Raw genomic sequence first — 22401 nt, 5'->3', positions numbered from 1 at the left:
CCCCACGAATGTTTCACAATGTGCGCGATATGCTCGGTCATCCAACTAAGTGCCGTGTTTGCGGTCTAGACTCCGCCCACATCTTTCGAGGAAATTGTGCCGTGAAATTACTCCTTGCTGCGTTCGCTCTGGTTGCCGTCCCTGTCATGGCGGCCGAGCCCACGCTCTACGGTCGCTACGAATACATTCAGCTGCCGGAGATCGGCGAAACCTTCAAGGCCAAGATGGATACCGGCGCGCTGACCGCCTCGCTGTCGGCCCGCGACATCGAAACCTTCAGCCGTGATGGCGACGATTGGGTGCGCTTCCGCCTCGGCGGCAAGGATGCCGGCAACAAGGTCTACGAGCACAAGGTATCGCGCATCAGCAAGATCAAGAGCCGCGCCGATGAGGACGATGACAAGGACGAACCTGCGGTGGCCAAGCGCCCGGTGATCGATCTGGAGATGTGCCTGGGCGACGTCAAACGCACCGTCGAGGTCAACCTCACCGACCGCAGCAGCTTCAACTACCCGCTGCTGATCGGCGCCAAGGCCCTGCGTGAATTTGGCGCTGCGGTAAACCCGGCACGTCGCTACACTGCCGACAAACCGGACTGCTGATTGAACCCATGCCGCACATCCTGATTGTCGAAGACGAAGCGGCGATAGCCGACACGCTGATCTTTGCCCTGCAAGGCGAGGGCTTCACCACCACCTGGCTGACCCTCGGCCAGGCGGCGCTGGACCATCAGCGCCAGGCCCCGGCCGACCTGATCATCCTCGACATCGGCCTGCCGGACATCACCGGCTTTGAAACCTGCAAGCAGTTGCGCCGCTTCAGCGAAGTGCCGGTGATCTTCCTCAGCGCACGGGATGCGGAGATCGACCGGGTGGTGGGGCTGGAGATCGGTGCCGACGATTATGTGGTCAAGCCTTTCAGCCCGCGGGAAGTGGCGGCGCGGGTGCGGGCGATACTCAAGCGTGTTGGCCCGGGTGTGGCGCCGACGTTGTTTCAGGTCGATCTGGAGCGTATGCAGATCACCTATCGCGGGCAGCCCTTGAGCCTCACGCGCCATGAGTTCCGCCTGCTGCAAAGCCTGTTGGAACAACCCGAGCGCGTGTTCAGCCGCGAGCAATTGCTGGACGCGGTCGGTGTGCCCGCCGATGCCGGTTATGAGCGCAATATCGACAGCCACATCAAAAGCCTGCGCAGCAAACTGCGTAGCGTGGCGGCGCAGGCCGAGCCGATCCAGACCCATCGCGGCCTGGGCTACAGCTACAGCCCGAGCCACAGCTGATGCGCCTGGGGCTGCGAATTTTTCTGGTGTATGCGCTGTTTATCGGCCTGACCGGCTACTTCGTGCTCAACACGGTGATGAAGGAAATCCGCCCCGGCGTGCGCCAGTCCACCGAAGAAACCCTGGTGGACACCGCCAACCTGCTGGCTGAAATCCTGCGCGCAGACGTTAAAAACGGCACCCTCAGCCAGAGCCATTGGCCGGCGCTGCTCAAGGCTTACGGCAACCGTCAGCCGGGTGCGGTGATCTGGGGCTTGCCGAAAAACCAGGTCAACCATCGCATCTACGTGACCGACGCCACAGGCCGGGTATTGCTCGATTCCAGCGGTGAAGCGGTGGGCCAGGACTATTCGAAATGGAACGACGTGTACCTGACCCTGCGCGGCGAATACGGTGCGCGCTCCACCCGCAGCGATGCAGACGACCCCACCTCATCGGTGATGCACGTGGGGGCGCCAATTCGCGACAACGGCCAGATCATCGGCGTGGTCACCGTGGCCAAGCCCAATAGCTCGTTGCAGCCCTACGTGGATCGCACCGAGCGGCGCCTGCTGTGGTACGGCGCCGGGCTGGTCACCCTGGGGCTGCTGCTGGGCGCGCTATTGTCGTGGTGGCTGACGGCGGCCCTCAGACGCCTTACCGCCTATGCCGAAGCCGTGAGCGAGGGCCGCCGCGCCGAGTTGCCGCATTATCGCGGCGGCGAACTCAAGCAGTTATCCACTGCAGTGGAGCACATGCGCACGCAGCTGGAGGGCAAGGCTTACGTGGAGCGCTACGTGCATACGCTGACCCATGAATTGAAGAGCCCGCTGGCGGCGATTCGGGGGGCGGCGGAGCTGTTGCAGGGCGACATGAGCCGTGAGCAGCAGCAGCGGTTTGTCGGCAATATCGACAGCGAAAGTGCGCGCCTGCAACAGTTGATCGAACGCCTGTTGAACCTGGCCCAGGTTGAGCAACGCCAGGGGCTGGAAGAGCAGTCGAGCATTCCTTTGGCAACGCTGGTTGAAGATGTGCTGAAGGCTCAATGTGCACGAATCGAAGGCGCCGGCTTGCAGGTGGAGCAGGCCATTGCTGGCGATGTGAAGGTGTTTGGTGAGCCCTTCCTGTTGCGCCAGGCCCTGGGCAATCTGCTGGACAACGCACTGGATTTCACCCCGCCCGGCGGCACGCTGCGGTTTAGCGCCCAGGTGCGGCATCACGATGTGCAGGTCAGCTTGTTTAACCAGGCCACGGCGATTCCCGATTACGCCTTGCCGCGCCTGAGCGAGCGGTTCTACTCGCTGCCACGTCCGGCCAGCGGGCGCAAAAGCACGGGGCTGGGGCTCAACTTTGTCGAGGAGGTGATGAAGCTGCACGGCGGCTCGTTGCAGATCGGCAATGTGCCAGGCGGCGTGCAGGCGGTGCTGCATCTCCACACAGTCTCCACATTGCCCACATAAATCCCCCATACCGGCTGGGCAAACTCTCTGGCATTCAAACAGGGAGAGACCCATGAACCGCAGCCTGCTTTTCAAACTTGGCGCGATTGCGCTGCTGATCCTGCTGTTGCTGATTCCGTTGCTGATGATCAACGGCATCATCAGCGACCGCCAGCAACTGCGCGACGGCGTATTGATGGACATCGCCCGCAGCTCAAGCTTCGCCCAGCGCCTCACCGGGCCGGTGATGGTGGTGCCGTTTCGCAAGACGGTGCGCGAGTGGAAGCTCAATGAAAAACTCAACAAGCGCTACGAAGAAACCCGTGAAGAGCGTGGCCGTCTGTATTTCCTGCCGGAGCGTTTCGAGCTCGACGGCAAGGTGCAAACCGAACTGCGTGCGCGGGGCATTTACCAGGCGCGGCTGTTCCATGCCGACAACCGTATCAGCGGGCGTTTCGAGTTGCCGGCGCAGTTGGGGATCACCGAGGACTTTGCCGACTACCGCTTTGAACCGGCGTTTCTGGCGGTGGGCATCAGCGATATTCGCGGTATTGAAAACGCGTTGAAGCTGGAGCTGGGCGATCAGCGCCTGGAGTTCTCGCCGGGTTCGCAAGTGGACTGGCTGGGTGAGGGCGTGCATGTGACGTTGCCTGCGCAAGACGGCAAGAAAGCTGCCGTGCTGGACTTTGCCTTCGATCTGCGCCTGCAAGGCACCGAACAACTGCAAGTGGTGCCGGTGGGCAAGACCAGCCAGGTGTCGCTGGCGTCCAACTGGCCGCACCCGAGTTTTATCGGCAACTTCCTGCCGGCTCAACGTGAAGTCAATGACCAGGGTTTCAGTGCCAACTGGCAGACCTCATTCTTCTCCACCAACCTTGAACAAGCGCTGCAAAGCTGCCTGGACCGCCAGGGGTGCGAAGACTTCAACAACCGCAGCTTTGGCGTGAACTTCATCGACCCGGTGGACCAGTACCTCAAGAGCGACCGTGCGATCAAATACGCGCTGTTGTTTATCGCGCTGACCTTCGCTGGTTTCTTCCTGTTCGAAGTGCTCAAGAGCCTGGCGGTGCACCCGATTCAGTACGCATTGGTGGGCGTGGCTCTGGCGTTTTTCTACCTGCTGTTGTTGTCGTTGTCCGAGCATCTGGGCTTTGCCCTGGCGTACCTGATATCTGCCAGTGCCTGTGTGTTGTTGATCGGTTTCTACGTGTGCCATGTGCTGCGCAGCATCGCCCACGGCCTGGGGTTTTCGGCAGGGTTGGCGGCGTTGTATGGCTTGCTGTACGGATTGCTCAGTGCCGAGGATTACGCACTGTTGATGGGCTCGCTGTTGCTGTTTGGCCTGCTGGGTACAGTGATGGTGCTGACGCGCAAGCTGGATTGGTATGGGGTGGGTAAGCGCAAGGTGGAGCAAGTGCAATGATTGGGTTGCGCGAGGATCAGCAAGCGGGGGCGCAGTTGGCCTTAAGGATCGCCACCTTCCTCAATGCCACCACCGTCCCCTGTGGGAGCGGGCTTGCCCGCGATAGAGGTGGTTCAGAAGCAGATTTACTGAATGACACGCCGCAATCGCGGGCAAGCCCGCACACAGGGGGTAGGTATGCATGTCAGGCGGGCGGCTGGGTCTGCTGCATCGAAGGCCGCTGGCTGACCTCGGCGTACCAGGCGGCGAGCTTGGGGGTGTCCGAGCGCCATTGCAGATCCGGGTGGCGGAAGTCGAGGTAGCCCAGGGCACAGGCGACGCTGATCGACGCAATATCGAAGTGGCTGGCCAGTTCGGCGATGGCGTCCTGCTCCAGTTCGGCGAGGGCGCGACGGATCTTGTTGCGCTGCTCGTCCAGCCACTGGTCCCAGTGTTTTTCCACCGGACGCATGGCGGTCTCGTAACGTACCAGCACGGCGGCATCCATGATGCCGTCGGCCATCGAAGCCAGGGTCAGGCGCCGCCAGCGCGCCGAGCCATCGCGAGGGATCAGCGGGTTGCCGACGTGCTGGTGGTCGAAGTAATCGAGGATCACCCGGCTGTCGTGCAGGACCGAACCGTCGGCCAGGCGCAGGGCCGGAATCTTGCCCACGGGGTTGCCTTGCAGCACTTCGGCATCCGGGTTGACCGGTGTCGGCAGGCAAGCGTGGAGGACCACGCGGTCCTGCTGGCCGGTCTCGCTCAGCAGCACGCGGACTTTGCGTACGAACGGCGAAGCGGGGTTGTGGAACAAGGTCATGCTGGGGGCGGACATGGGCATTCCTCGAAATGGACTGGGGCTAGCGTAGATGCTTGCGCAGTGGCTGGCGAGGGGGATTTTTGTGATCCTGAGGGCCTCATCGGGGGCAAGCCCCCTCCCACAGTGGACGGCGTTCACAAATCAAATGTGGGAGGGGGCTTGCCCCCGATAGCGCCCTCAACCGCGCCGCTTGCCCAGCGCCCAAGCGCCAATGGCAGCAGGTACGCCCAACCCCACCCAACTCAACGAATCCCACCACCCATCCCCCAGCAACGCCGCAAACAACCCGGCGGCACTGAGCAGGCCAATCCCCATTGGTATGCCAAACACCTTCCAGAAATTCGACTGGCGCGGCTTCATACCTTGGCCGCCTTGCGCCGTACGATCCATAGGTAGATACCGCTGACCAGCACGACGATGGTCAGCACATCCAGCACCGCCCACAGGATCTTCATCGGCATACCGCCGTAATCGCCGAAGTGCAGCGGTTGGGACATGCCCATGGCGTCCATGTACCAGGGGCGCTCGGCGATGGCGGTGACGGCCAGGGTGCTGGCGTCGATCAGCACCGGTGTCAGCAGGTGAGAAGTCAGGTGCGTGCTGCCCTTCATGAACACCGCATAGTGATGTTCGCTGGAGAAGCGCGTGCCGGGAAACGCGATAAAGTCCGGCTTCATGCCCGGCGCGGCGTTGGCGGCAATGCTCAGCAGCTCGGTGGCGGGCGCGCGGTGGGTCAGCGGCGGGGCGTTTTTGTAGGGTTCGATCATGGCGCTGAGGCTGTCCTGGCGCCAGGCGGCGATGATCAGGTCGGCGCAGGCGCTGATCACGCCGGTTACGCCCACCACCAGCGCCCAGGTCAGGGTGACCACGCCGATCAGGTTGTGCAGGTCGAGCCAGCGCAGGCGGGTGGACTTGTCCTGACGCACGGTGGCGAACTTCAAGCGGCGCATGAACGGCAGGTACAACACCGCGCCCGAGACAATCGCCAGCACAAACAGAAGGCCCATGAACGCCAGCAGCAACTTGCCCGGCAGCCCGGCAAACATGTCCACGTGCAGACGCAGCAGGAACAGGGTCAGCCCGCCATTGGCTGCGGGGGTTTCCACTGCTTGGCCAGTGCGGGCGTCGAGCATGAAGGTGTGCGACGAATTCGGCTCGGTACCGGCTGTGGCGGCCATGATCGCGATCACACCGTTCTTGTCGTCTTCGTCCCACGCAAGGTACTGCATGGCCTCGCCGGGGCGGTGGGCCTGGGCTTTGGCCACAAGCTGCTCAAGGTTAAGCCGGGGCGTATCGGCAGGCATCTGCGCCAGTTCGGGCTCGTTGCCCAGCAGGTGGTCGATCTCGTGGTGGAACACCAACGGCAAGCCGGTGAGGGCGAGCAGCAGCAGGAATACGGTGCAGATCAGGCTGGTCCAGGTGTGGATGAAGGACCAGCGGCGGATGGTTTTGCTTTTCATCACGGCTCCAAGGCAAAAGGGCCGCAGTTCAGGCAGCCCTTCATAAGCGGTTTTTCACCGTCTTAGAATTTGTAGTTCACGCTGGCAACCACGTTGCGCTGGTCGCCGTAGTAGCAGTAGAAGCCGTCGCAAGTGGACAGGTAATCCTTGTTGAAGATGTTCTTGGCGTCCACAGCCACAGTTACACCCTTCATGGCATTGCTTACACGACCCAGGTCGTAATGCACAGAGGCGTCGTAGACGGTGTAGGACCCTACATGGCCGAGTTCGGTGTTGGCAGCGTTGCCGTAAGTATCACCGACATAACGTACGCCAGCCCCCACACCGAAACCGTCCAGCGAGCCGCTGTGCCAAGTGTAGTCAGCCCAGCCTGTGGCTTGATTGCGAGGCAACTGGTTCAGACGATTTCCTTTTTCAGCGGCTGCGCCTTGGGTGATTTCGCTATCGTTATAGGTGTAGGAACCCACCAGTTTTAGGTTTTCAGTAACGTCCGCACTGGCTTCAAGTTCCAAGCCGCGAACCCGAACCTCGCCAACTTGGCGCGTGATGCTGCCTTCGGTAACCGATGTGTTTTGTTGAGTCAGGTCGAACACCGCTGCGGTATACAAGGCTTTGGTGCCGGGTGGTTGGTATTTGACACCTGCTTCGTATTGCTTGCCCTCAGTTGGCTTGAAAGCCCCTGTGCTGGCTACTTGAGTGCCTGAACCTGCCTGAAATGACTCGGCGTAAGACAGGTACGGAGTAATGCCATTATCGAAGACGTAGCTCAGCGCCGCGTTACCGCTGAAATGCTTGTCACGTTGAGTATTGGTGGCATCGTTCATGTTGTGGAAGGTAGTGCCAGTGTGTACCCAGTCCTCGCGTCCGCCGAGGGTCAAGCGCCAGTTATCGAGGGCCATTTGGTCTTGAACGTACAGACCGGTCTGCTGGGTTTTTTGGTTGTAGTCATACATGGTGAAGTACTGGACCTTAGAAAAGTCCTGTCCGTACACCGGTCGATTGAAGTTAATGGTGGGTACACCGGCAGATCCCCATTGCCAGCGTGCATTGCTGTCGGAGCGCTGGTGGTCGAGACCAAGCAATAGGGTATGACTTACAGGACCGGTCTGGAAGTCAGCTTGGAAATTGTTATCGACCGCGAACTGGCCGATGTCCTCATCGACTTTGCCGGCGGAGCGACTCACGTTGCCGTCGGCGTCAACAGCAGCTTCCGGGCCATTCGGAAAAAACGCACCCCCGGCGGTAAGGCCCTGGAACGACAAGTCGTTCTTGGTATAGCGCAGGTTCTGGCGGAACTGCCACGTGTCGTTCAGGCGCGTTTCAAACGCGTAGCCCAGTGCGTAGTAAGTGCGGTCATAGAACTCCCAGTCTGGATCGCCCAGGTTCTTATGATGGGAAATCTTGCCAGCTGGCGAGCTCAATTTGGTGCCTTGCAGCGGCAGGAACTGACCGGTAATACCGGTATCGTCGCGAGTAAATTGGGTGAGCAAGGTCAGCTTGGTGTCGTCGTTGATATTCCACGTGAGGCTGGGCGCAACGTTGTATCGCTTGTCCGGGATGTGGTCCACCGCCGTATTGCTGTCGCGTACGACGCCGCTGATTCGGTAGAGGAACTGGCCATCGGCGTCGATTTTTCCGGTGCTATCGAAGTTGATCTGCTTGTGGTTATTGCTGCCGGCCTGTACTTCAATTTCGTGTGAGTTTTCGGCCTGAGGGCGACGACTGACCATATCCAGCAAACCGCCGGGTGGCGTTTGCCCGTAGACCGACGAAGCCGGACCTCGCAGCACGGCGATACGCTCTAGATTCCAAGTGTCGATTTTCGGCGTTGCGTAATTACCTTTGGGCAGTGGTAGGCCGTCGAGGAATTGGGTCGGGACGAAACCGCGAACCAGTAACCAATCGCTACGCGAGTCGGAGCCATAGCCACTGCTCTGCACGCCGGCGGTGTAACGCAGGGCGTCGTTGAGGTTGAGAACGGAACGGTCTTCCATTTGCTGGCGAGTAATGACCGTGAGGGAACGTGGCAGCTCGGCGATAGGAGTATCAGTCTTTGTGCCTGCTGATGTGCGAGTAGCGACATAACCCTCCACCGGCCCCCAAGCGCTCTCATAGCTGCCCTGACCGGTAATGTTGGTGGTCGGCAAGGCGACGACGCCCTCCGGGACCGGCACCAGGGTGTAAGTGCCCGCACTGCTTTGCTCCAGCTGCAAGCCGGTACCGCGCAACGCCTCACGCAGCGCGCCCTGTGCATCGAACTGGCCCTGGACCGGGGTCGAGGTTTTGCCGGCGGCGAGTGTCGGGTTGAGGGTCAGCGCCAGGCCGGCCTGGCTGGCGATCTGGTTCAGGGTGCTGGCCAGGGGCGCAGCCGGCAGGTTGTAGGCGCGCACGCTCAAGGCTTGTTCAGCAGCGATCAGCGAAGTGCTCGCCAGCGGAGCGCTGAGGGCGATAGCCAGGGCTAACAGGCTGGGGCGCAACAAGGTGTCTAGCGTGCGGGACATAAAGGCGGCTCCTGAATGGAAATATTTCTCAATTGCCTAGGTGCCGAACGAGAATCGGAAAGTGATAGGGCGGGGTGAAAATATTTTTTGTAGTGTTTTTGAGGGCCTCATCGGGAGCAAGCCCCCTCCCACCTTTTTGACCGCGGCGAGGTTCAAGTGTGGGAGGGGGCTTGCCCCCGATAGCGATCTCCAGACGCCGAAAACCCTAAGGCTTACCCTTGACGGTCACCCACCACGGCGTGTGCTGCTCGATCTGCACCGGCAAGGTCGGCAACAGCGCATTCAACGCCAGCGTGGTGTCGTGCAGCGGGAAGCTGCCGGTGATGCGCAGGTCTGCCACGTTGTCATCCACGCCCAAATGCCCGGTGCGGTAGCGGCCCAGTTCTTCGATCACATCGCCCAGGCGGGCGTTGTCGACCACCAACATGCCGCGGGTCCAGGCGTCGGTGGCGGGTGTCACGGCCAGCAGCGGGCCAAGGCCGTCGCTGCGCATCACTACTTGCTGGCCGGCCTTGAAAATCTGTTCCTGATGCAGCGCTTCAGGCTGGGCGGCCACGGCGGACTGCAACACACTCAGGCGCGTGGCGTCATCTTCGCGCTTGACGATAAACCGGGTGCCCAGCGCTCGCAGGCTGCCGTCACGGGTTTGTACATAGAACGGGCGTGAATCGTTGTGGCCGGTTTCGACGAGGATTTCGCCCTCCTGCAACACAATCAATCGGCGTTTTTCGTCGAAGCGCACATCAATGGCGCTATGGGTATTGAGGTTGATCGAAGTGCCATCCGCCAGTTTCAGCGTGCGTTGTTCGCCGGTGGCGGTGCGCTGGTCGGCCAGCCAATAGTGGATCGGCACGTAACGCTCGCCGGCAAACAACGCCAGGCCACACACCAGTACGATGCTCGCCAGGCCACGGCCCAACTTGCGTACGCGCTGGCGGATGCCGTGGCGCGATTGCAGCAACGCCGCCCGGGCAGGGCCGGCGGCCACGCTGAAACGCTGATCGAGCATACCCAGCTGGCGCCAGGCGCGCGCATGTTCCTCATCGCTGGCCAGCCATTTGGCGAACTCTTCTTGTTCCACCGCACTGCCGTCACCCGAATCCAGGGACAACTGCCAGGCAATCGCGGCATCCAGCACCCGTGCCGACACCGGCCTGGAGCCAATGGCTGTCACGACGGCTCGCCATACAGCGCGATGTAGCACTGACGTATGCCCTGGGCCAGGTACTGGCGCACACGGGGCACCGACACGCCGAGGCGCTGGGCGATTTCAGCGTGGCCCAGGCCATCGAGGCGGTTATAGAGGAAAGCGGCGCGGGCCTTGCTCGACAGCTTGCCGAGCAGGCGGTCGATGGCCTTGAGGTCTTCGAGGATCAGTTGCTGTGCTTCCGGCGAAGGGTGTTCGCTTTCGGGGATCAGCATCAACTCAGTGAGATACGCCTGCTCCAGGGCGGCACGACGGAAGTAGTCGAACAGCAGGCCCTTGGCGATGGCCACCAGGAATGCTCTGGGTTCGCGGGGTTCACGCAAGCCGTCGCGGCCCAGCAGACGCATGAAGGTGTCCTGGCTCAGGTCTTCGGCGCGGCTCGGGCAGGCTACATTGCGGCGTAGCCAGGCCAACAGCCAGCCACGATGGTCGCGATACAACGCGCCAACAAGCTCACTGTGTGGGGTCTGGACCGACGACAAGGCATCACCGAATAAACAAGAAGTGTAAACTAACGAGAATTATTCGCGATTGTGTCAGAGCCGTGGGGTGGGCGCAATTGGCGTCTGTCGGGCGGTGACATTAAAACGATGGCGCTTGTTGACGGCGTTTCCACTGGGCCAAACGCTCTTGCAGCGCATGGGGCGTGTCGATCTGTTGCTGCCGCGCACGGCTGAACAGGATCAGCATCAGCTCCGCCGTGACCAGCGCATCGGCGCTGGCGTGATGACGCTCGCCGACCTGTAGCTGGAAATGGTTGAGCCAGTCGTCCAACCCGGCCTCGCGCAGCGTGGCGTCGGGGCACAACAGCGGCGCCAGGTCGGCCACGTCGAGAAACGGGTGGGCCAGGCGATAACCCAGGCTGTCCTTGAGCGCCCGGCCCAGCATGTGTTGATCGAACGGTGCATGGAAGGCCAGCAACGGGCTGTCGCCTACAAACGCCATAAAATCCAGCAACGCCTCGGCCGGGTCGCTGCCGGCGGCGATCGCACTGGGGCCGAGGCCGTGGATCAGCACGCTGGGGCTGAGCTTGGTGTCGGTACGTTGCAGGGTGCGTTCGAACAGTTGCGAAAAATCCACCGCGCCGTCCTCGATCACCACGGCGCCGATGGACAGCACCTGGTCACGGTTAAGGTTCAGGCCGCTGGTTTCCAGGTCCACCACTACCCAGCGTTGGCTGCGTAACGAACCATCGCCCAATGCGCCAGGCGTGGGCAGTTGTTCCAGGCGCTGTTGTTGTGCGGCATCCAGCCCGGGTTTTTGCTTATGAAACCAGCCGAACCAACTCACAGTTGATACCGCAAGGTCAGGCTGCTTTGCAGGCGCTGGGCCTGGCGCAGGGATTCACGCAGGATGCGTCGGTCGAGGTGGTTGAGGCTGTCGGGGTCGACGCGGTTGGAGTAGGGCTGGTTCTCGCGGGTCTGCAATTGATGCTGCTGCATTCTTGTTTGCTGAATGAAGTGGTAGGCCTCTTCGTAGGCGGCGCCGTCCAGCGGCTCGATCACTTGCTTGTCTACCAACTGACGCAGGCGTTCCAGGGTGTTATTGGCGTGGATACCGTTGGCCAGGGCGAGCAGGCGTGCGCCATCGACAAAGGGAGTCAGGCCCTGCACCTTGAGATCCAGGGTGGCCTTTTCGCTGCCCTTGCGGGTCAGCACGAACTCGCGAAAACGTCCTACGGGCGGGCGCTGGCGTAATGCGTTTTCGGCCAACATGCGCTGGAACAAAGGGTTGTCCGCGACCTGATCGAGAATGCCCTGACGCAGTTGCTCGCAACCACGCTCGTCGCCCCACACCGCACGCAAATCAAAGTAGATGCTTGAGCTCAGTAAGTTCTCCGGTGTCGCCTCGCGAATAAACGCGCCGAAGCGCCGCGCCCACTCCACCCGAGACAAGCACAGCTCGGGGTTGCCGGCCATGATATTGCCCTTGCACAGGCTGAAGCCGCACAGCGCCAGGCTTTGATTGATGTGCTGCGCCAGGGGAAGCAGGCGCTCACGTATCTCGGCCGCTTCGACGGCGTCTCTGGCCTCGAACAGAATGCCGTTGTCCTGATCGGTGTACAGCGTTTGCTCGCGGCGGCCTTCGCTGCCGAAACACAGCCAACTGAATGGCACGCCGGGGTCGCCTTTTTCCGCCAGGGTCAACTCGATCAGCCGGCATACGGTGTGGTCGTTAAGCAGCGTAATGATGTGGGTGATCTGGGTGGACGACGCGCCATGGGCAAGCATCCGTTCTACCAACTGGCCGATTTCACCGCGGATCGCGACCAGGTTATCCACCCGGGGCGCGTTGCGGATGGTGCGGGCCAGGTGCACCAGGTCCACGCGTTGCAAAGAGAACAAATCACGCTCGGACACCACGCCGCACAGGCGCTGGTCTTTGACCAGGCACACATGAGCGATATGCCGTTCGGTCATGGCGATGGCGGCATCGAAGGCACTGTGGTCCGGGCTCAGGAAGAACGGCGCCTGGGTCATATGGCCCTCGATGCCCTGGCTGAAATCGCTGGTGCCATCAGCCACCACCTGGCGCAGGTCGCGCAGGGTGAAGATGCCCAGGGGCGCTTTGTGCTCGTTAACAATCACAATGCTGCCGACCTGTTGCTCGTGCATCAACGTCACTGCTTCACGCAGCGGCGTGTGTGGACTGCACGTCACCGGGTGGCGCATGGCCAATTCGCCCAGGCGGGTATTCAGGGAGTATTGGGTGCCGAGGGTTTCAACGGCTTTTTGCTGCACTTGCTGGTTGACCTGGTCGAGCAGGCTGCTGACCCCGCGCAAGGCAAAATCCCGAAACGGGCTGGAAAGGGCAAACAGCTTGATAAACGCCGGCTTGTTCAGTTGCAGGCAGAAGGTGTCTTGCGCGGCTTTATGCTCGGTGCGGGTCGCACGTTCACCCAACAACGCGGCGAGGGGAAAGCACTCGCCGGTGGTGATTTCGAAGGTGGGATCCGGTGAGTCTGGCCGCTCGCCGACCACCCGGCCCTGTTTGACGATATAGAAATGCTCGACCGGCCCGCCCGACGGTTTGAGGATGCTGTCGCCCTGGCCGTAAAAGCGCAGTTGGCACTGCTCCACCAGGAAGGCCAAGTGCGCCTGTTCCATCTGGTTGAACGGCGGGAAGCGTTGCAGCAATTGCAGGGTGCCGTGGATGTTCTGCAACACAGCGGTTTTACCCGCCTGTGCGAATGCATCAGCTTTACTCATAACAGTGACCGCAGTGTTTTTGTCGTTATCGTGCTGCATGGTCGACTCCTGCACCGCGGGTGCCCATTGGACGTAAGTCTAGGTCGGTGAAAACGCTGCACAACTAGGGAAAAACCTTACATGACTATCGTCCAAACCCCGTAGAACGCCCACTAGGCAAACTTTCCGACGAAGTGCACATTGTTCGACCTTGCACAGATGTCTGACGAGTGCTGGGAGATTGATTTAGAACTGCTGAGAAACGTATGTCCGACCACGATATTTTGAGTGATGCCGAGCGCGAGGCGCTGAGCGCCGTGATGCTCGAGCCTGATTTACCGCCCCAACGCGTATTGATCGTGGACGACGACAAGGATGCGCGTGAACTGCTGGCGGAAATCCTGGGGCTGGACGGCATTCGCTGCTTGACCGCCGACAGTGGTGAGGCGGCATGGGATTTGTTGAAATCGAGCAGCTCCATCGGCTTGCTGATCACCGACCTGCGTATGGCACCGAGTAATGGCCTGGAGTTGATTCGCCAGGTGCGTGAGTCGACCCGGGCGGCGCTGCCGATCATCATCATGTCGGGGGACGCGGAAGCGCCGGATGTGATCGATGCGATGCACTTGAGTGTGGTGGACTTTTTGCTCAAGCCGATTGATAGCGTGAAGTTGGCGAAGTTGGTGAAGCGGGAGTTGGGGATGCTGCCCTGAGTGTGGGGTGAATGGCCTGGCCTCTTCGCGGGCAAGCCCGGCTCCCACATTTGAAATGCACTCCTGTGGGAGCTGGCTTGCCTGCGATTCAGGCAACGCGGTCTAACTGACACTGATAAAAAAGCCCCGATCTTTCGATCAGGGCTTTTTTGCATCTGTTGGTGCGAGCAAGCTCGCTCCTACCATTACAGGCCGTTCTTGGCCTTGAACTCCCGACGCCTGCGGTGCAACACCGGCTCGGTATAACCGTTAGGCTGCCTGGTTCCTTCAATCACCAACTCCACCGCTGCCTGGAACGCGATGTTGCTGTCGAAATCCGGTGCCAGTGGGCGATACAACGCATCCCCGGCATTCTGACGGTCCACCACCGGCGCCATGCGCTTGAGGCTTTCCATCACTTGAGCTTCGTTGACGATGCCGTGGCGCAGCCAGTTGGCGATGTGCTGGCTGGAGATACGCAGGGTGGCGCGGTCTTCCATCAGGCCGACGTCGTTGATGTCGGGCACCTTGGAGCAGCCCACGCCCTGGTCGATCCAGCGCACCACATAGCCGAGGATGCCCTGGGCGTTGTTGTCCAGTTCGTTGCGGATCTCTTCGTCAGACCAATCGGTGTTGCTGGCCAGAGGAATGGTGAGGATATCGTCCACCGAGGCGCGTTCGCGCTTGGCCAGTTCGGCCTGGCGGGCAAATACGTCGACCTTGTGGTAATGCAACGCGTGGAGCGCCGCAGCGGTCGGCGACGGTACCCAGGCGGTGTTGGCACCGGCCAATGGATGGGCGATTTTCTGCTCAAGCATCGCCGCCATCAGGTCGGGCATGGCCCACATGCCTTTACCGATTTGTGCACGACCTTGCAGGCCGGTGCTCAAGCCGATATCGACGTTCCAGTTTTCGTAGGCACCGATCCATTTTTCCGCCTTCATGGCAGCTTTGCGCACCATCGCGCCGGCTTCCATGGAGGTGTGGATTTCGTCGCCGGTACGGTCGAGGAAACCGGTGTTGATAAACACCACGCGCTCGCTGGCGGCCTTGATGCAGGCCTTGAGGTTGACCGTGGTACGGCGCTCCTCGTCCATGATCCCGACTTTCAGCGTATTGCGCGCCAGGTTCAGCACCTCTTCGATGCGGCCGAACAGCTCGTTGGTGAACGCAGCTTCTTCCGGGCCATGCATCTTCGGTTTGACGATGTACACCGAACCGGTACGGCTGTTCTTGCGCGTGTTGTTGCCATTGAGGCTGTGGATCGCCGCCAGGCTGGTAATCAGGCCGTCAAGGATGCCTTCGGGCACTTCGTTGCCGTTTTTGTCGAGGATCGCGTCGATGGTCATCAGGTGGCCAACGTTGCGCACGAACAGCAGCGAACGGCCATGCAGGGTCACGTCGTTACCGTCGATGCCGGTGTACACGCGATCAGGGTTCATGGTGCGGGTGAAGGTCTTGCCGCCCTTGGCCACTTCTTCGGCCAGGTCGCCCTTCATCAGGCCGAGCCAGTTGCGGTAGATCACCACCTTGTCATCGGCATCCACGGCGGCAACGGAGTCTTCGCAGTCCATGATGGTGGTCAGCGCGGCTTCCATCAGCACGTCTTTGACGCCGGCGGCATCGGTCTGGCCGACCGGGGTGCTGGCGTCGATCTGCAACTCGAAGTGCAGGCCGTTGTGTTTGAACAAGATTGCAATCGGCTCGGCCGCGGGGCCCTGGAAACCGATCAACTGGGCATCGTCTCGCAGGCCGCTGTTGCTGCCGCCTTTGAGGCTGACAATCAGCTTGCCATCAACGATTTTGTAGCCGGTGGAATCGACGTGGCTGCCGGCGCTCAGCGGTGCGGCTTCGTCGAGGAAGGCGCGGGCAAAGGCGATGACCTTGTCGCCACGCACCTTGTTGTAGCCCTTGCCCTTTTCGGCACCGTCGGCTTCGCTGATGGCGTCGGTGCCGTAAAGCGCGTCGTACAGCGAGCCCCAGCGCGCATTCGAGGCGTTGAGGGCAAAGCGCGCATTCATCACCGGCACCACCAGTTGTGGGCCGGCCATGCGCGCGATTTCGTCGTCGACGTTTTGGGTCGAGGCCTCAAAGTCTGCAGCTTCTGGCAGCAGATAGCCGATGTCTTGCAGGAAGGCTTTGTAGGCCACCGGGTCGTGGGCCTGGCCGGCGTGGGTCTGGTGCCAGGTATCGATCCGCACCTGGAAATCGTCGCGTTTGGCGAGTAGGGCTTTGTTCTTCGGTGCCAGGTCGTGGATGACCTTGTCGGCACCGGCCCAGAACTGGTCGGCAGTAATGCCGGTACCGGGAATGGCTTCGTTGTTCACGAAGTCGAACAGGACTTTGGCGACCTGCAGGCCACCGACTTGAACGTGTTCAGTCATTGCTTGCCTCACTCTGCGGAGCTTATGCGCTTTTTCAGATTTTCATTATGTAGTGCACGGTTGGGCATACTACATGATGACTTGCGGTTGTGAAAATTAGACTAAATACGTCGTTTAGCGACCCACTTTGGTCGTACGGTCACAGCGGAGAACCGGATGTTCTCAAAAAACTATTGGATTGTTCCAGATAAATATAAAAATGGTACACGATTTGTTTTCAAGCGACCGCGCGTCCACTTTGTAGGAGCGAGCTTGCTCGCGAAAAACCTGAGAGCACCGCAGTGTCAGTTTTTTCGCATTATCGTTGACGACCTTCGCGAGCAAGCTCGCTCCTACAGGAAACGCACCCGAGGTATTTCGCCATGGACCATCTTGTACTCACAATTATCGCCGCCGACAAACCCGGCCTGGTTGAACGCATTGCGCAGAACATTGCCGCCCACGGCGGTAACTGGCTGGAAAGCCGCATGGCCCACATGGCCGGGCAGTTCGCCGGGATCCTGCGGGTCAGCGTGCCGACGGAGCAACGTCAGGCATTGGTGGGCGCGCTGGAAGACTTATCCACACATGGCATACGCGTGCTGGTGGGTGAGGGCAGCACAGGGCAGGCGGCCGTGTCCAAATCGATTGTGATGACGCTGGTGGGCAATGACCGCTCGGGCATTGTGCGCGAGATTACGGCGCTGTTGAGCCAGCAGGGGGTCAACGTGGAACGCTTGAGTACCGATGTACGCCCGGCGCCCATGAGTGGGGACCCGTTGTTCAATGCCGAAGCTTTGTTGCAGGTGCCGTCCAAGCTGTCTCTGGAGCGTTTGCAGGAGTCGCTCGAAACCTTGGCCGACGATTTGATGGTGGAACTGCGCAACGAGGAATAACCACCCACAAGGTTATGCATGGAAATCTTGCATGGGCCTGTGGATAACCTGTAGAGACCCGGCGCCAGGCCACGCGGGCCGGGGCTCTCCGTCAGCTGAGCAAAAAACGAGCAGTTTCAAGGGCTTGTGCACAAATGGCGGGGATCAGGTTGTGGATAACCTTGGGGTGAAACGCTGCAAGCCACGCGCGCCGTGGCCTGCATAGGTTTGTACGTTATTTGATCAGTGTTTGCGCACCGTCAGCCATGCATCCACGCTGTAGATCACCAGGCCAGCCCAGATGAAGGCGAAGGCAATCAGCGTGGCGGGCGCCAGGTGTTCGCCGAACAGCAATACTGCTTCCAGCAGCACCAGGGTCGGCGCCACATACTGCAAAAAGCCCAGAGCCGTGTAAGGCAAATGCCTTGCTGCGGCGTTGAAGCAGACCAATGGAATCAGAGTTACCGGCCCTGCAGCCACCAACCACCAGGCTTCTGATGTACTCCAGAATTCCAATTGGGCACTGTGGGCCGAGGGATTGAACAGCAACCAGGCGACAGCAATCGGTACCAGCATCCAGGTTTCCACCACCAGCCCCGGCAGCGCCTTGACCGGGGCCTGTTTACGGATCAAGCCGTAAAAACCGAACGTCAGCGCCAGCGCCAGTGACACCCACGGCAAGCTACCCACCTGCCACACCTGTTGCGCCACACCGATCGCCGCCAACCCCACCGCCACCCATTGCAGGCGGCGCAGGCGTTCACCGAGGATCAACATACCCAGCAGCACATTCACCAGCGGGTTGATGTAGTAACCCAGGCTGGCTTCAAGCATGCGCCCGCTGTTCACCGACCACACATAGGTCAGCCAGTTGGCCGCGATCAGCGAACCGCTGAGTGCCAGGATCGCCAGGCGCTTGGGGTTGTCACGCAGTTCGCGAAACCAGCCAGGGTGTTTCCACACCATCAACAGCAAACCACCGAACAGCGCTGACCAGAGCACACGGTGCACGATGATCTCGGCGGCGGGCACGCTGGCGATGGCTTTGAAATAGAGCGGGAACAGACCCCAGATAACGTAGGCACTCAGGCCCAGGATGTACCCCTTGCGAGGGTTGGCGGCTTGCATTGCAGAGTCCTTGCTTAGGCAGCTAACAAAGCGCGATTGTAAGGATATTTGTCAGACAATGGGATCTGCTTACTGTAGGAGCGAGCTTGCTCGCGAAGATCGTTAACGATAACGCGATACCCAAAGGCGCTCTCGGGTTTTTCGCGAGCAAGCTCGCTCCTACAGGAGAGCGTGGTGTTGGTCAGAAGAGTTTCAGCGGTTCTTCATTGAGCGCCGACAGTTGCTCACGCAATGCCAGCACCTGGTCGCCCCAATAGCGCTCGGTGCCAAACCACGGGAAGCTGTGGGGAAACGCCGGATCATCCCAGCGCCGTGCCAGCCAGGCGCTGTAGTGCATCAGGCGCAAGGCGCGCAGCGGCTCGATCAGGGCCAGTTCGCGAGGGTCGAAGTCGTGGAACTCCTGGTAGCCGTCCATCAGTTCCGACAGCTGGCCCAGGCATTCCTGGCGGTCGCCGGCGAGCATCATCCACAGGTCTTGCACCGCCGGGCCCATGCGGCAGTCATCCAGGTCGACGATATGGAACATCTCGTCGCGGCACATCATGTTGCCGGGGTGGCAGTCACCGTGCATACGGATGTTCTTGTGCGGCGTGGCCTTGTAAACCTCTTCCACACGCTTGAGCAGGTCGCGGGCCACGGACTCGTAGGCCGGCAACAGGCTTTTGGGAATGAAGTTGCCTTCAAGCAAGGTGGTGAGGGAGTCGTGACCGAAATTCTTCACCCCCAGGGCTTCGCGGTGTTCGAACGGGCGGGTGGAGCCCACCGCGTGCAAACGCCCGAGCAGTTGCCCAAGTCGGTAAAGCTGATCGAGGTTGCCCGGCTCCGGCGCGCGGCCACCACGGCGGGGAAACAGGGTAAAGCGAAAACCTGCGTGTTCGAACAGGCTCTCGCCGTTGTGAATCAGCGGGGCAACCACCGGTACGTCGCACTCGGCCAGTTCGAAGGTAAAACGGTGCTCTTCGAGGATCGCCTCATTGGTCCAGCGTTGGGGCCGGTAGAACTTGGCGATCAGTGGTTCGGCGTCTTCGATACCCACTTGATACACGCGGTTTTCGTAGCTGTTGAGCGCCAATACGCGGGCATCGCTGAGAAAACCGATGCTTTCGACGGCATCGAGGACCAGATCAGGGGTGAGTGTTTCAAACGGGTGGGCCATGCGAACTCCTGCGCGCAGCAGGGCGCCGCGTCCGGCCGGGTATGGTAACAGCATAGATAGCCGGTGACTGTGCGGACGCCTTCGCAGGCAAGCCAGCTCCCACACTGGCATGTATTTACACATCGAAATGTGGGAGCTGGCTTGCCTGCGATAGCGGCCTATCAGGCGCCTACGATCCCGCCATCATCCCGCCGAATCGCCATCACCGACGAGCGCGGCTTGCCGTTCGGCAAATGCTGCGGCCAGGTCGAACCACCGGTTTCACCCGGATGCTGAATGCCCACAAAGAGGGTTTTCTGATCCGGTGCAAAGCTGATCCCGGTGACTTCACACGCCACCGGCCCGACCATGAAGCGGCGGATTTCCCCGGTGCTCGGGTCGGCACACAGCATCTGGTTGTTGCCCATGCCGGCAAAGTCGCCCGCATTGCTGTAGTCGCCGTCGGTGAGGATCCACAGGCGCCCGGCTTTGTCGAAGCCCAGGCCATCGGGGCTGTTGAACATGTTCTGTGGGTTGATATTGGACGAGCCCCCCTTTGCCGTACCGCCGTGCACGCCCGGGTTGCCGGCCACCACGAACAAGTCCCAGGTAAAGTCCGTGGCACCGTGGTTATCGGCGTCGGCTTTCCAGCGCAGGATCTGGCCGTAGACGTTTTTCTCCCGTGGGTTGGGGCCGCCCACCGGCTGGCCTTCTTCGCCGCGCTTGGCGTTGTTGGTCAGGGTGCAATAGACCTGGCCGTCGGAGGGGCTGACCACGATCCATTCCGGGCGGTCCATGCGTGTGGCTTTCACCACGCTGGCGGCCAGGCGCGCATGAATCAGCACCTCGGCCTGGTTGGCGAAACCGCTGCTGGCGTCGATGCCGTTTTTGCCATGGGTGAGTTCAACCCACTGGCCTTTGCCCTTGGGATGGTCGGTGTTGCCGTCGCCCGCATCGAAGATGGCCACGTACAAGGTGCCGTGGTCGAGCAGGTCTTTGTTGGCTTTCGGGTTGTTGTGGTTGATCTGATCGCGGCTGACGAACTTGTAGATGAACTCGCCACGCTCGTCATCGCCCATGTACACCACGGCGCGGCCGTCGCGTGTTTCGGCCAGGGCCGCATTTTCATGTTTGAAGCGGCCCAGGGCCGTGCGCTTGACCGGGGTGGATTGCGGGTCGAACGGATCGATCTCCACCACCCAGCCATGGCGGTTGAGTTCGTTGGGGTTCTTGGCCAGGTCGAAGCGCGGGTCGTGCTGGTGCCAGTTGATGTCTTTGCTGGCGGCTACCACGCCATAGCGTTTCTGCCCGGCGTCGAATGTTTGCTGCGGGTTGCTGCTGCCGAAGCAATCGGTGAAATTCTCTTCGCAGGTCAGGTAGGTGCCCCACGGGGTCATGCCGTTGGCGCAATTCTGGAACGTGCCGAGGACTTTCTTGCCGGTTTTGTCAGTCGCGGTTTTCAACCAGTCATGGCCGGCAGCGGGACCGCTCAAGCGGATCGGTGAATTGCCATGGATGCGCCGGTTGTAGCGTGAGTCCTGGACGAACTGCCAGGTATCGCCCTTGCGCCGAACTTCGATCACCGACACGCCTTCGCTGGCCAGGGCCTTGCGCACCTCCTCGGCCGATTGCGGCGCGCCGCCGTGGGCGTAGAGGTAGCGGTAATTGGTGTATTCGTTGTTGATCGCCATCAAGGCGCGGTTGTTGTCGCCCGGGAACGGAAACAGGCTCATCCCGTCGTTGTTGTCGCCAAATTGCTGCTCCTGGGCCTTGGCCGTGCCATTGCCCGACGGGTCGAAAGCCGGGGCGTTCTTGTGCAGTGGCTGGCCCCAGCTGATCAGCACCGAAGCGCTGTAACCCGGGGGCAGGGTGATGGTGTCGCTGGTGGCGGCGGCGATGCTGGCGAAACCCAGCAGCGGGCTGGCAGAGGCCGCATTCACCGCCAGGGCGCTGCGGCTCAACAGGTTACCGCCCAGGAACATCGCGGCGCCGCACAGGGCGCCCGCACCGATAAAGCGACGGCGGGTCAGGCCGACCATCTGTTCAAGGTCAGTGGCTTGGTTTTCTTCTAATAGGCTCATCTCAGGCTCCCGCGATTTTTGCAGATACCTTAAAGAGCGGTTGTGACCAAATTGTTGCAGCCTGAAGACGTTACACCGGGGTCCCGAGCAGCACATTGCTGGGGGCGAATTGCACCTGGATCGGCTGGCCCTCGGCAGCGTTGAGTTCCAGGAGTGCAGCGGGCGGTGCCAGCGCGCATAAGACCTGGCCGTTGGGCAAGCAGATACGCACCTCGCTGGGGCCATCCTCGGCGCCGAGAATCGTCTCAATCACACCGTTCATACAGTTGTGTCCAGGTGTTTCCGGATGCCCGATCGCCCGCAATTCCAGCCATCCCGCCTTGATCAGGGCGACCACTTCCACGCCGGTCTGCAGCTCCAGTCGTTGAGTGCTTTCATGGGTGATCTGTGCGTCCAGGTGCAGATCGCCGGCCAGCCGCAGGCGAACCCTGTCGTTGCGGCCCTGGCTGTCGATGGCGATGACCTGGCCGTGCAATTGGTTGCGCGCGCTGGTACGCAACATCAAGCGGCCGAGCAGGTTGAAGTCACTGGCCGCTTCGTCCGAACCGAGCAGCTCGGCCTGCAGCACCTGCAGGCGCTGGTAAAGGCGCAGCACCCGTTCACCCTCTTGCGTCAGCCTGGCGCCGCCACCGCCTTTGCCACCGACGTTGCGTTCCACCAGCGGTTTTTGCGCGAGATTGTTCAGTTCATCGATAGCGTCCCAGGCAGCCTTGTAACTCAATCCAGCACTTTTGGCGGCACGGGTGATAGAGCCTTGCTCGGCGATATGCCCCAACAAGGCAATGCGTTGGGGGCGACGGATGATGTGCTGGCTGAGTGGGCTGGGCAGAGACATGGGCATACGCTTGGATG

19 protein-coding genes are annotated in these 22401 nt (G+C 60.9%); 6 read left to right on the top strand and 13 right to left on the bottom strand.

The features are described 5' to 3' along the window. The first annotated feature begins 101 nt into the window (after positions 1–101). The 4 genes from rloA2 to creD are packed head-to-tail and all read left to right on the top strand — an operon-like array spanning position 102 to position 4120. Positions 102–602 carry a retropepsin-like aspartic peptidase RloA2 gene (gene rloA2, locus JFT63_RS12795; protein ID WP_198844097.1) on the top strand — a complete coding sequence of 167 codons (501 nt, stop codon included), beginning with the start codon at positions 102–104 and terminating at the stop codon, positions 600–602. An 8-nt stretch (positions 603–610) separates the two neighbouring features. Then, complete coding sequence (gene creB / locus JFT63_RS12790) at positions 611–1279, top strand: two-component system response regulator CreB (protein WP_198844096.1); 669 nt, start codon at positions 611–613, stop codon at positions 1277–1279. Continuing rightward, positions 1279–2718: a two-component system sensor histidine kinase CreC gene (gene creC / locus JFT63_RS12785; protein ID WP_198844095.1), complete on the top strand. Its 1440-nt coding sequence runs from the start codon at positions 1279–1281 to the stop codon at positions 2716–2718. The genes creB and creC overlap by 1 nt, the downstream gene beginning before the upstream one ends. Positions 2719–2770: 52 nt before the next feature. Next, entirely contained in the window at positions 2771–4120 is a 1350-nt protein-coding gene (gene creD / locus JFT63_RS12780; protein WP_198844094.1) for a cell envelope integrity protein CreD, read from the top strand. 184 nt (positions 4121–4304) lie between these two features. Here the strand turns inward: creD and JFT63_RS12775 are convergent, their stop codons facing one another. The 8 genes from JFT63_RS12775 to JFT63_RS12740 form a co-directional block, all read right to left on the bottom strand. Further along, a complete protein-coding gene (locus tag JFT63_RS12775; protein ID WP_186560319.1) occupies positions 4305–4934 on the bottom strand; it encodes a glutathione S-transferase family protein in 630 nt (209 codons plus the stop codon). Positions 4935–5096: 162 nt separating this feature from the next. After that, positions 5097–5279: a hypothetical protein gene (locus tag JFT63_RS12770; protein ID WP_198708098.1), complete on the bottom strand. Its 183-nt coding sequence runs from the start codon at positions 5277–5279 to the stop codon at positions 5097–5099. After that, positions 5276–6379 carry a PepSY-associated TM helix domain-containing protein gene (locus JFT63_RS12765; RefSeq protein WP_198844093.1) on the bottom strand — a complete coding sequence of 368 codons (1104 nt, stop codon included), beginning with the start codon at positions 6377–6379 and terminating at the stop codon, positions 5276–5278. The genes JFT63_RS12770 and JFT63_RS12765 overlap by 4 nt, the downstream gene beginning before the upstream one ends. Positions 6380–6441: 62 nt before the next feature. Further along, positions 6442–8880, bottom strand: a complete 2439-nt coding sequence (locus tag JFT63_RS12760; protein ID WP_198844092.1) for a TonB-dependent siderophore receptor — start codon at positions 8878–8880, stop codon at positions 6442–6444. 205 nt (positions 8881–9085) lie between these two features. Continuing rightward, positions 9086–10054: a FecR domain-containing protein gene (locus JFT63_RS12755; protein WP_057702219.1), complete on the bottom strand. Its 969-nt coding sequence runs from the start codon at positions 10052–10054 to the stop codon at positions 9086–9088. Beyond that, positions 10051–10569 carry an RNA polymerase sigma factor gene (locus JFT63_RS12750; RefSeq protein ID WP_005792103.1) on the bottom strand — a complete coding sequence of 173 codons (519 nt, stop codon included), beginning with the start codon at positions 10567–10569 and terminating at the stop codon, positions 10051–10053. The genes JFT63_RS12755 and JFT63_RS12750 overlap by 4 nt, the downstream gene beginning before the upstream one ends. Before the next feature lie 100 nt (positions 10570–10669). After that, entirely contained in the window at positions 10670–11377 is a 708-nt protein-coding gene (locus tag JFT63_RS12745; RefSeq protein WP_057702220.1) for a 3'-5' exonuclease, read from the bottom strand. Continuing rightward, on the bottom strand, positions 11374–13296 hold the full coding sequence (locus JFT63_RS12740) for a putative nucleotidyltransferase substrate binding domain-containing protein (protein ID WP_198844164.1): 1923 nt from the start codon (positions 13294–13296) through the stop codon (positions 11374–11376). The genes JFT63_RS12745 and JFT63_RS12740 overlap by 4 nt, the downstream gene beginning before the upstream one ends. Before the next feature lie 245 nt (positions 13297–13541). Between JFT63_RS12740 and JFT63_RS12735 the strand changes: the two genes are divergently transcribed. Beyond that, entirely contained in the window at positions 13542–13988 is a 447-nt protein-coding gene (locus tag JFT63_RS12735) for a response regulator (protein ID WP_057702222.1), read from the top strand. 185 nt (positions 13989–14173) lie between these two features. Here JFT63_RS12735 and JFT63_RS12730 read toward each other — a convergent pair whose 3' ends face one another. Beyond that, the gene (locus JFT63_RS12730; protein ID WP_057702223.1) at positions 14174–16351 is read right to left on the bottom strand and encodes a malate synthase G; all 2178 of its coding nucleotides are present in this window, start codon (positions 16349–16351) and stop codon (positions 14174–14176) included. Between the two features lie 362 nt (positions 16352–16713). Here JFT63_RS12730 and JFT63_RS12725 point away from each other — a divergent pair, with 362 nt between their 5' ends. Continuing rightward, positions 16714–17226 carry a glycine cleavage system protein R gene (locus JFT63_RS12725; protein WP_198844091.1) on the top strand — a complete coding sequence of 171 codons (513 nt, stop codon included), beginning with the start codon at positions 16714–16716 and terminating at the stop codon, positions 17224–17226. 222 nt (positions 17227–17448) lie between these two features. Here JFT63_RS12725 and rarD read toward each other — a convergent pair whose 3' ends face one another. The 4 genes from rarD to JFT63_RS12705 form a co-directional block, all read right to left on the bottom strand. After that, the gene (gene rarD / locus JFT63_RS12720) at positions 17449–18333 is read right to left on the bottom strand and encodes an EamA family transporter RarD (protein ID WP_198844090.1); all 885 of its coding nucleotides are present in this window, start codon (positions 18331–18333) and stop codon (positions 17449–17451) included. A 181-nt stretch (positions 18334–18514) separates the two neighbouring features. After that, on the bottom strand, positions 18515–19489 hold the full coding sequence (locus JFT63_RS12715; protein WP_057702225.1) for a serine/threonine protein kinase: 975 nt from the start codon (positions 19487–19489) through the stop codon (positions 18515–18517). Between the two features lie 161 nt (positions 19490–19650). Further along, the gene (locus JFT63_RS12710; RefSeq protein ID WP_198844089.1) at positions 19651–21549 is read right to left on the bottom strand and encodes a PhoX family protein; all 1899 of its coding nucleotides are present in this window, start codon (positions 21547–21549) and stop codon (positions 19651–19653) included. A 70-nt stretch (positions 21550–21619) separates the two neighbouring features. Then, positions 21620–22384, bottom strand: a complete 765-nt coding sequence (locus JFT63_RS12705; RefSeq protein WP_198844088.1) for a TOBE domain-containing protein — start codon at positions 22382–22384, stop codon at positions 21620–21622. Between the last annotated feature and the right edge of the window lie 17 nt (positions 22385–22401).

This window comes from Pseudomonas sp. MF7453 (genome assembly GCF_016405455.1).
Classification (GTDB): Bacteria; Pseudomonadota; Gammaproteobacteria; order Pseudomonadales; family Pseudomonadaceae; genus Aquipseudomonas; species Aquipseudomonas paralactis.
This window is presented reverse-complemented; position numbering and strand designations above follow the sequence as displayed.

Coding starts and splice junctions, on each gene's coding strand:
- creB (WP_198844096.1), top strand. CDS start 611: ATGCCGCACATCCTGATTGTCGAAGACGAAGCGGCGATAGCCGACACG.
- creC (WP_198844095.1), top strand. CDS start 1,279: ATGCGCCTGGGGCTGCGAATTTTTCTGGTGTATGCGCTGTTTATCGGC.
- creD (WP_198844094.1), top strand. CDS start 2,771: ATGAACCGCAGCCTGCTTTTCAAACTTGGCGCGATTGCGCTGCTGATC.
- JFT63_RS12775 (WP_186560319.1), bottom strand. CDS start 4,934: ATGTCCGCCCCCAGCATGACCTTGTTCCACAACCCCGCTTCGCCGTTC.
- JFT63_RS12770 (WP_198708098.1), bottom strand. CDS start 5,279: ATGAAGCCGCGCCAGTCGAATTTCTGGAAGGTGTTTGGCATACCAATG.
- JFT63_RS12765 (WP_198844093.1), bottom strand. CDS start 6,379: ATGAAAAGCAAAACCATCCGCCGCTGGTCCTTCATCCACACCTGGACC.
- JFT63_RS12760 (WP_198844092.1), bottom strand. CDS start 8,880: ATGTCCCGCACGCTAGACACCTTGTTGCGCCCCAGCCTGTTAGCCCTG.
- JFT63_RS12740 (WP_198844164.1), bottom strand. CDS start 13,296: ATGAGTAAAGCTGATGCATTCGCACAGGCGGGTAAAACCGCTGTGTTG.
- JFT63_RS12735 (WP_057702222.1), top strand. CDS start 13,542: ATGTCCGACCACGATATTTTGAGTGATGCCGAGCGCGAGGCGCTGAGC.
- JFT63_RS12730 (WP_057702223.1), bottom strand. CDS start 16,351: ATGACTGAACACGTTCAAGTCGGTGGCCTGCAGGTCGCCAAAGTCCTG.
- JFT63_RS12725 (WP_198844091.1), top strand. CDS start 16,714: ATGGACCATCTTGTACTCACAATTATCGCCGCCGACAAACCCGGCCTG.
- rarD (WP_198844090.1), bottom strand. CDS start 18,333: ATGCAAGCCGCCAACCCTCGCAAGGGGTACATCCTGGGCCTGAGTGCC.
- JFT63_RS12715 (WP_057702225.1), bottom strand. CDS start 19,489: ATGGCCCACCCGTTTGAAACACTCACCCCTGATCTGGTCCTCGATGCC.
- JFT63_RS12710 (WP_198844089.1), bottom strand. CDS start 21,549: ATGAGCCTATTAGAAGAAAACCAAGCCACTGACCTTGAACAGATGGTC.
- JFT63_RS12705 (WP_198844088.1), bottom strand. CDS start 22,384: ATGTCTCTGCCCAGCCCACTCAGCCAGCACATCATCCGTCGCCCCCAA.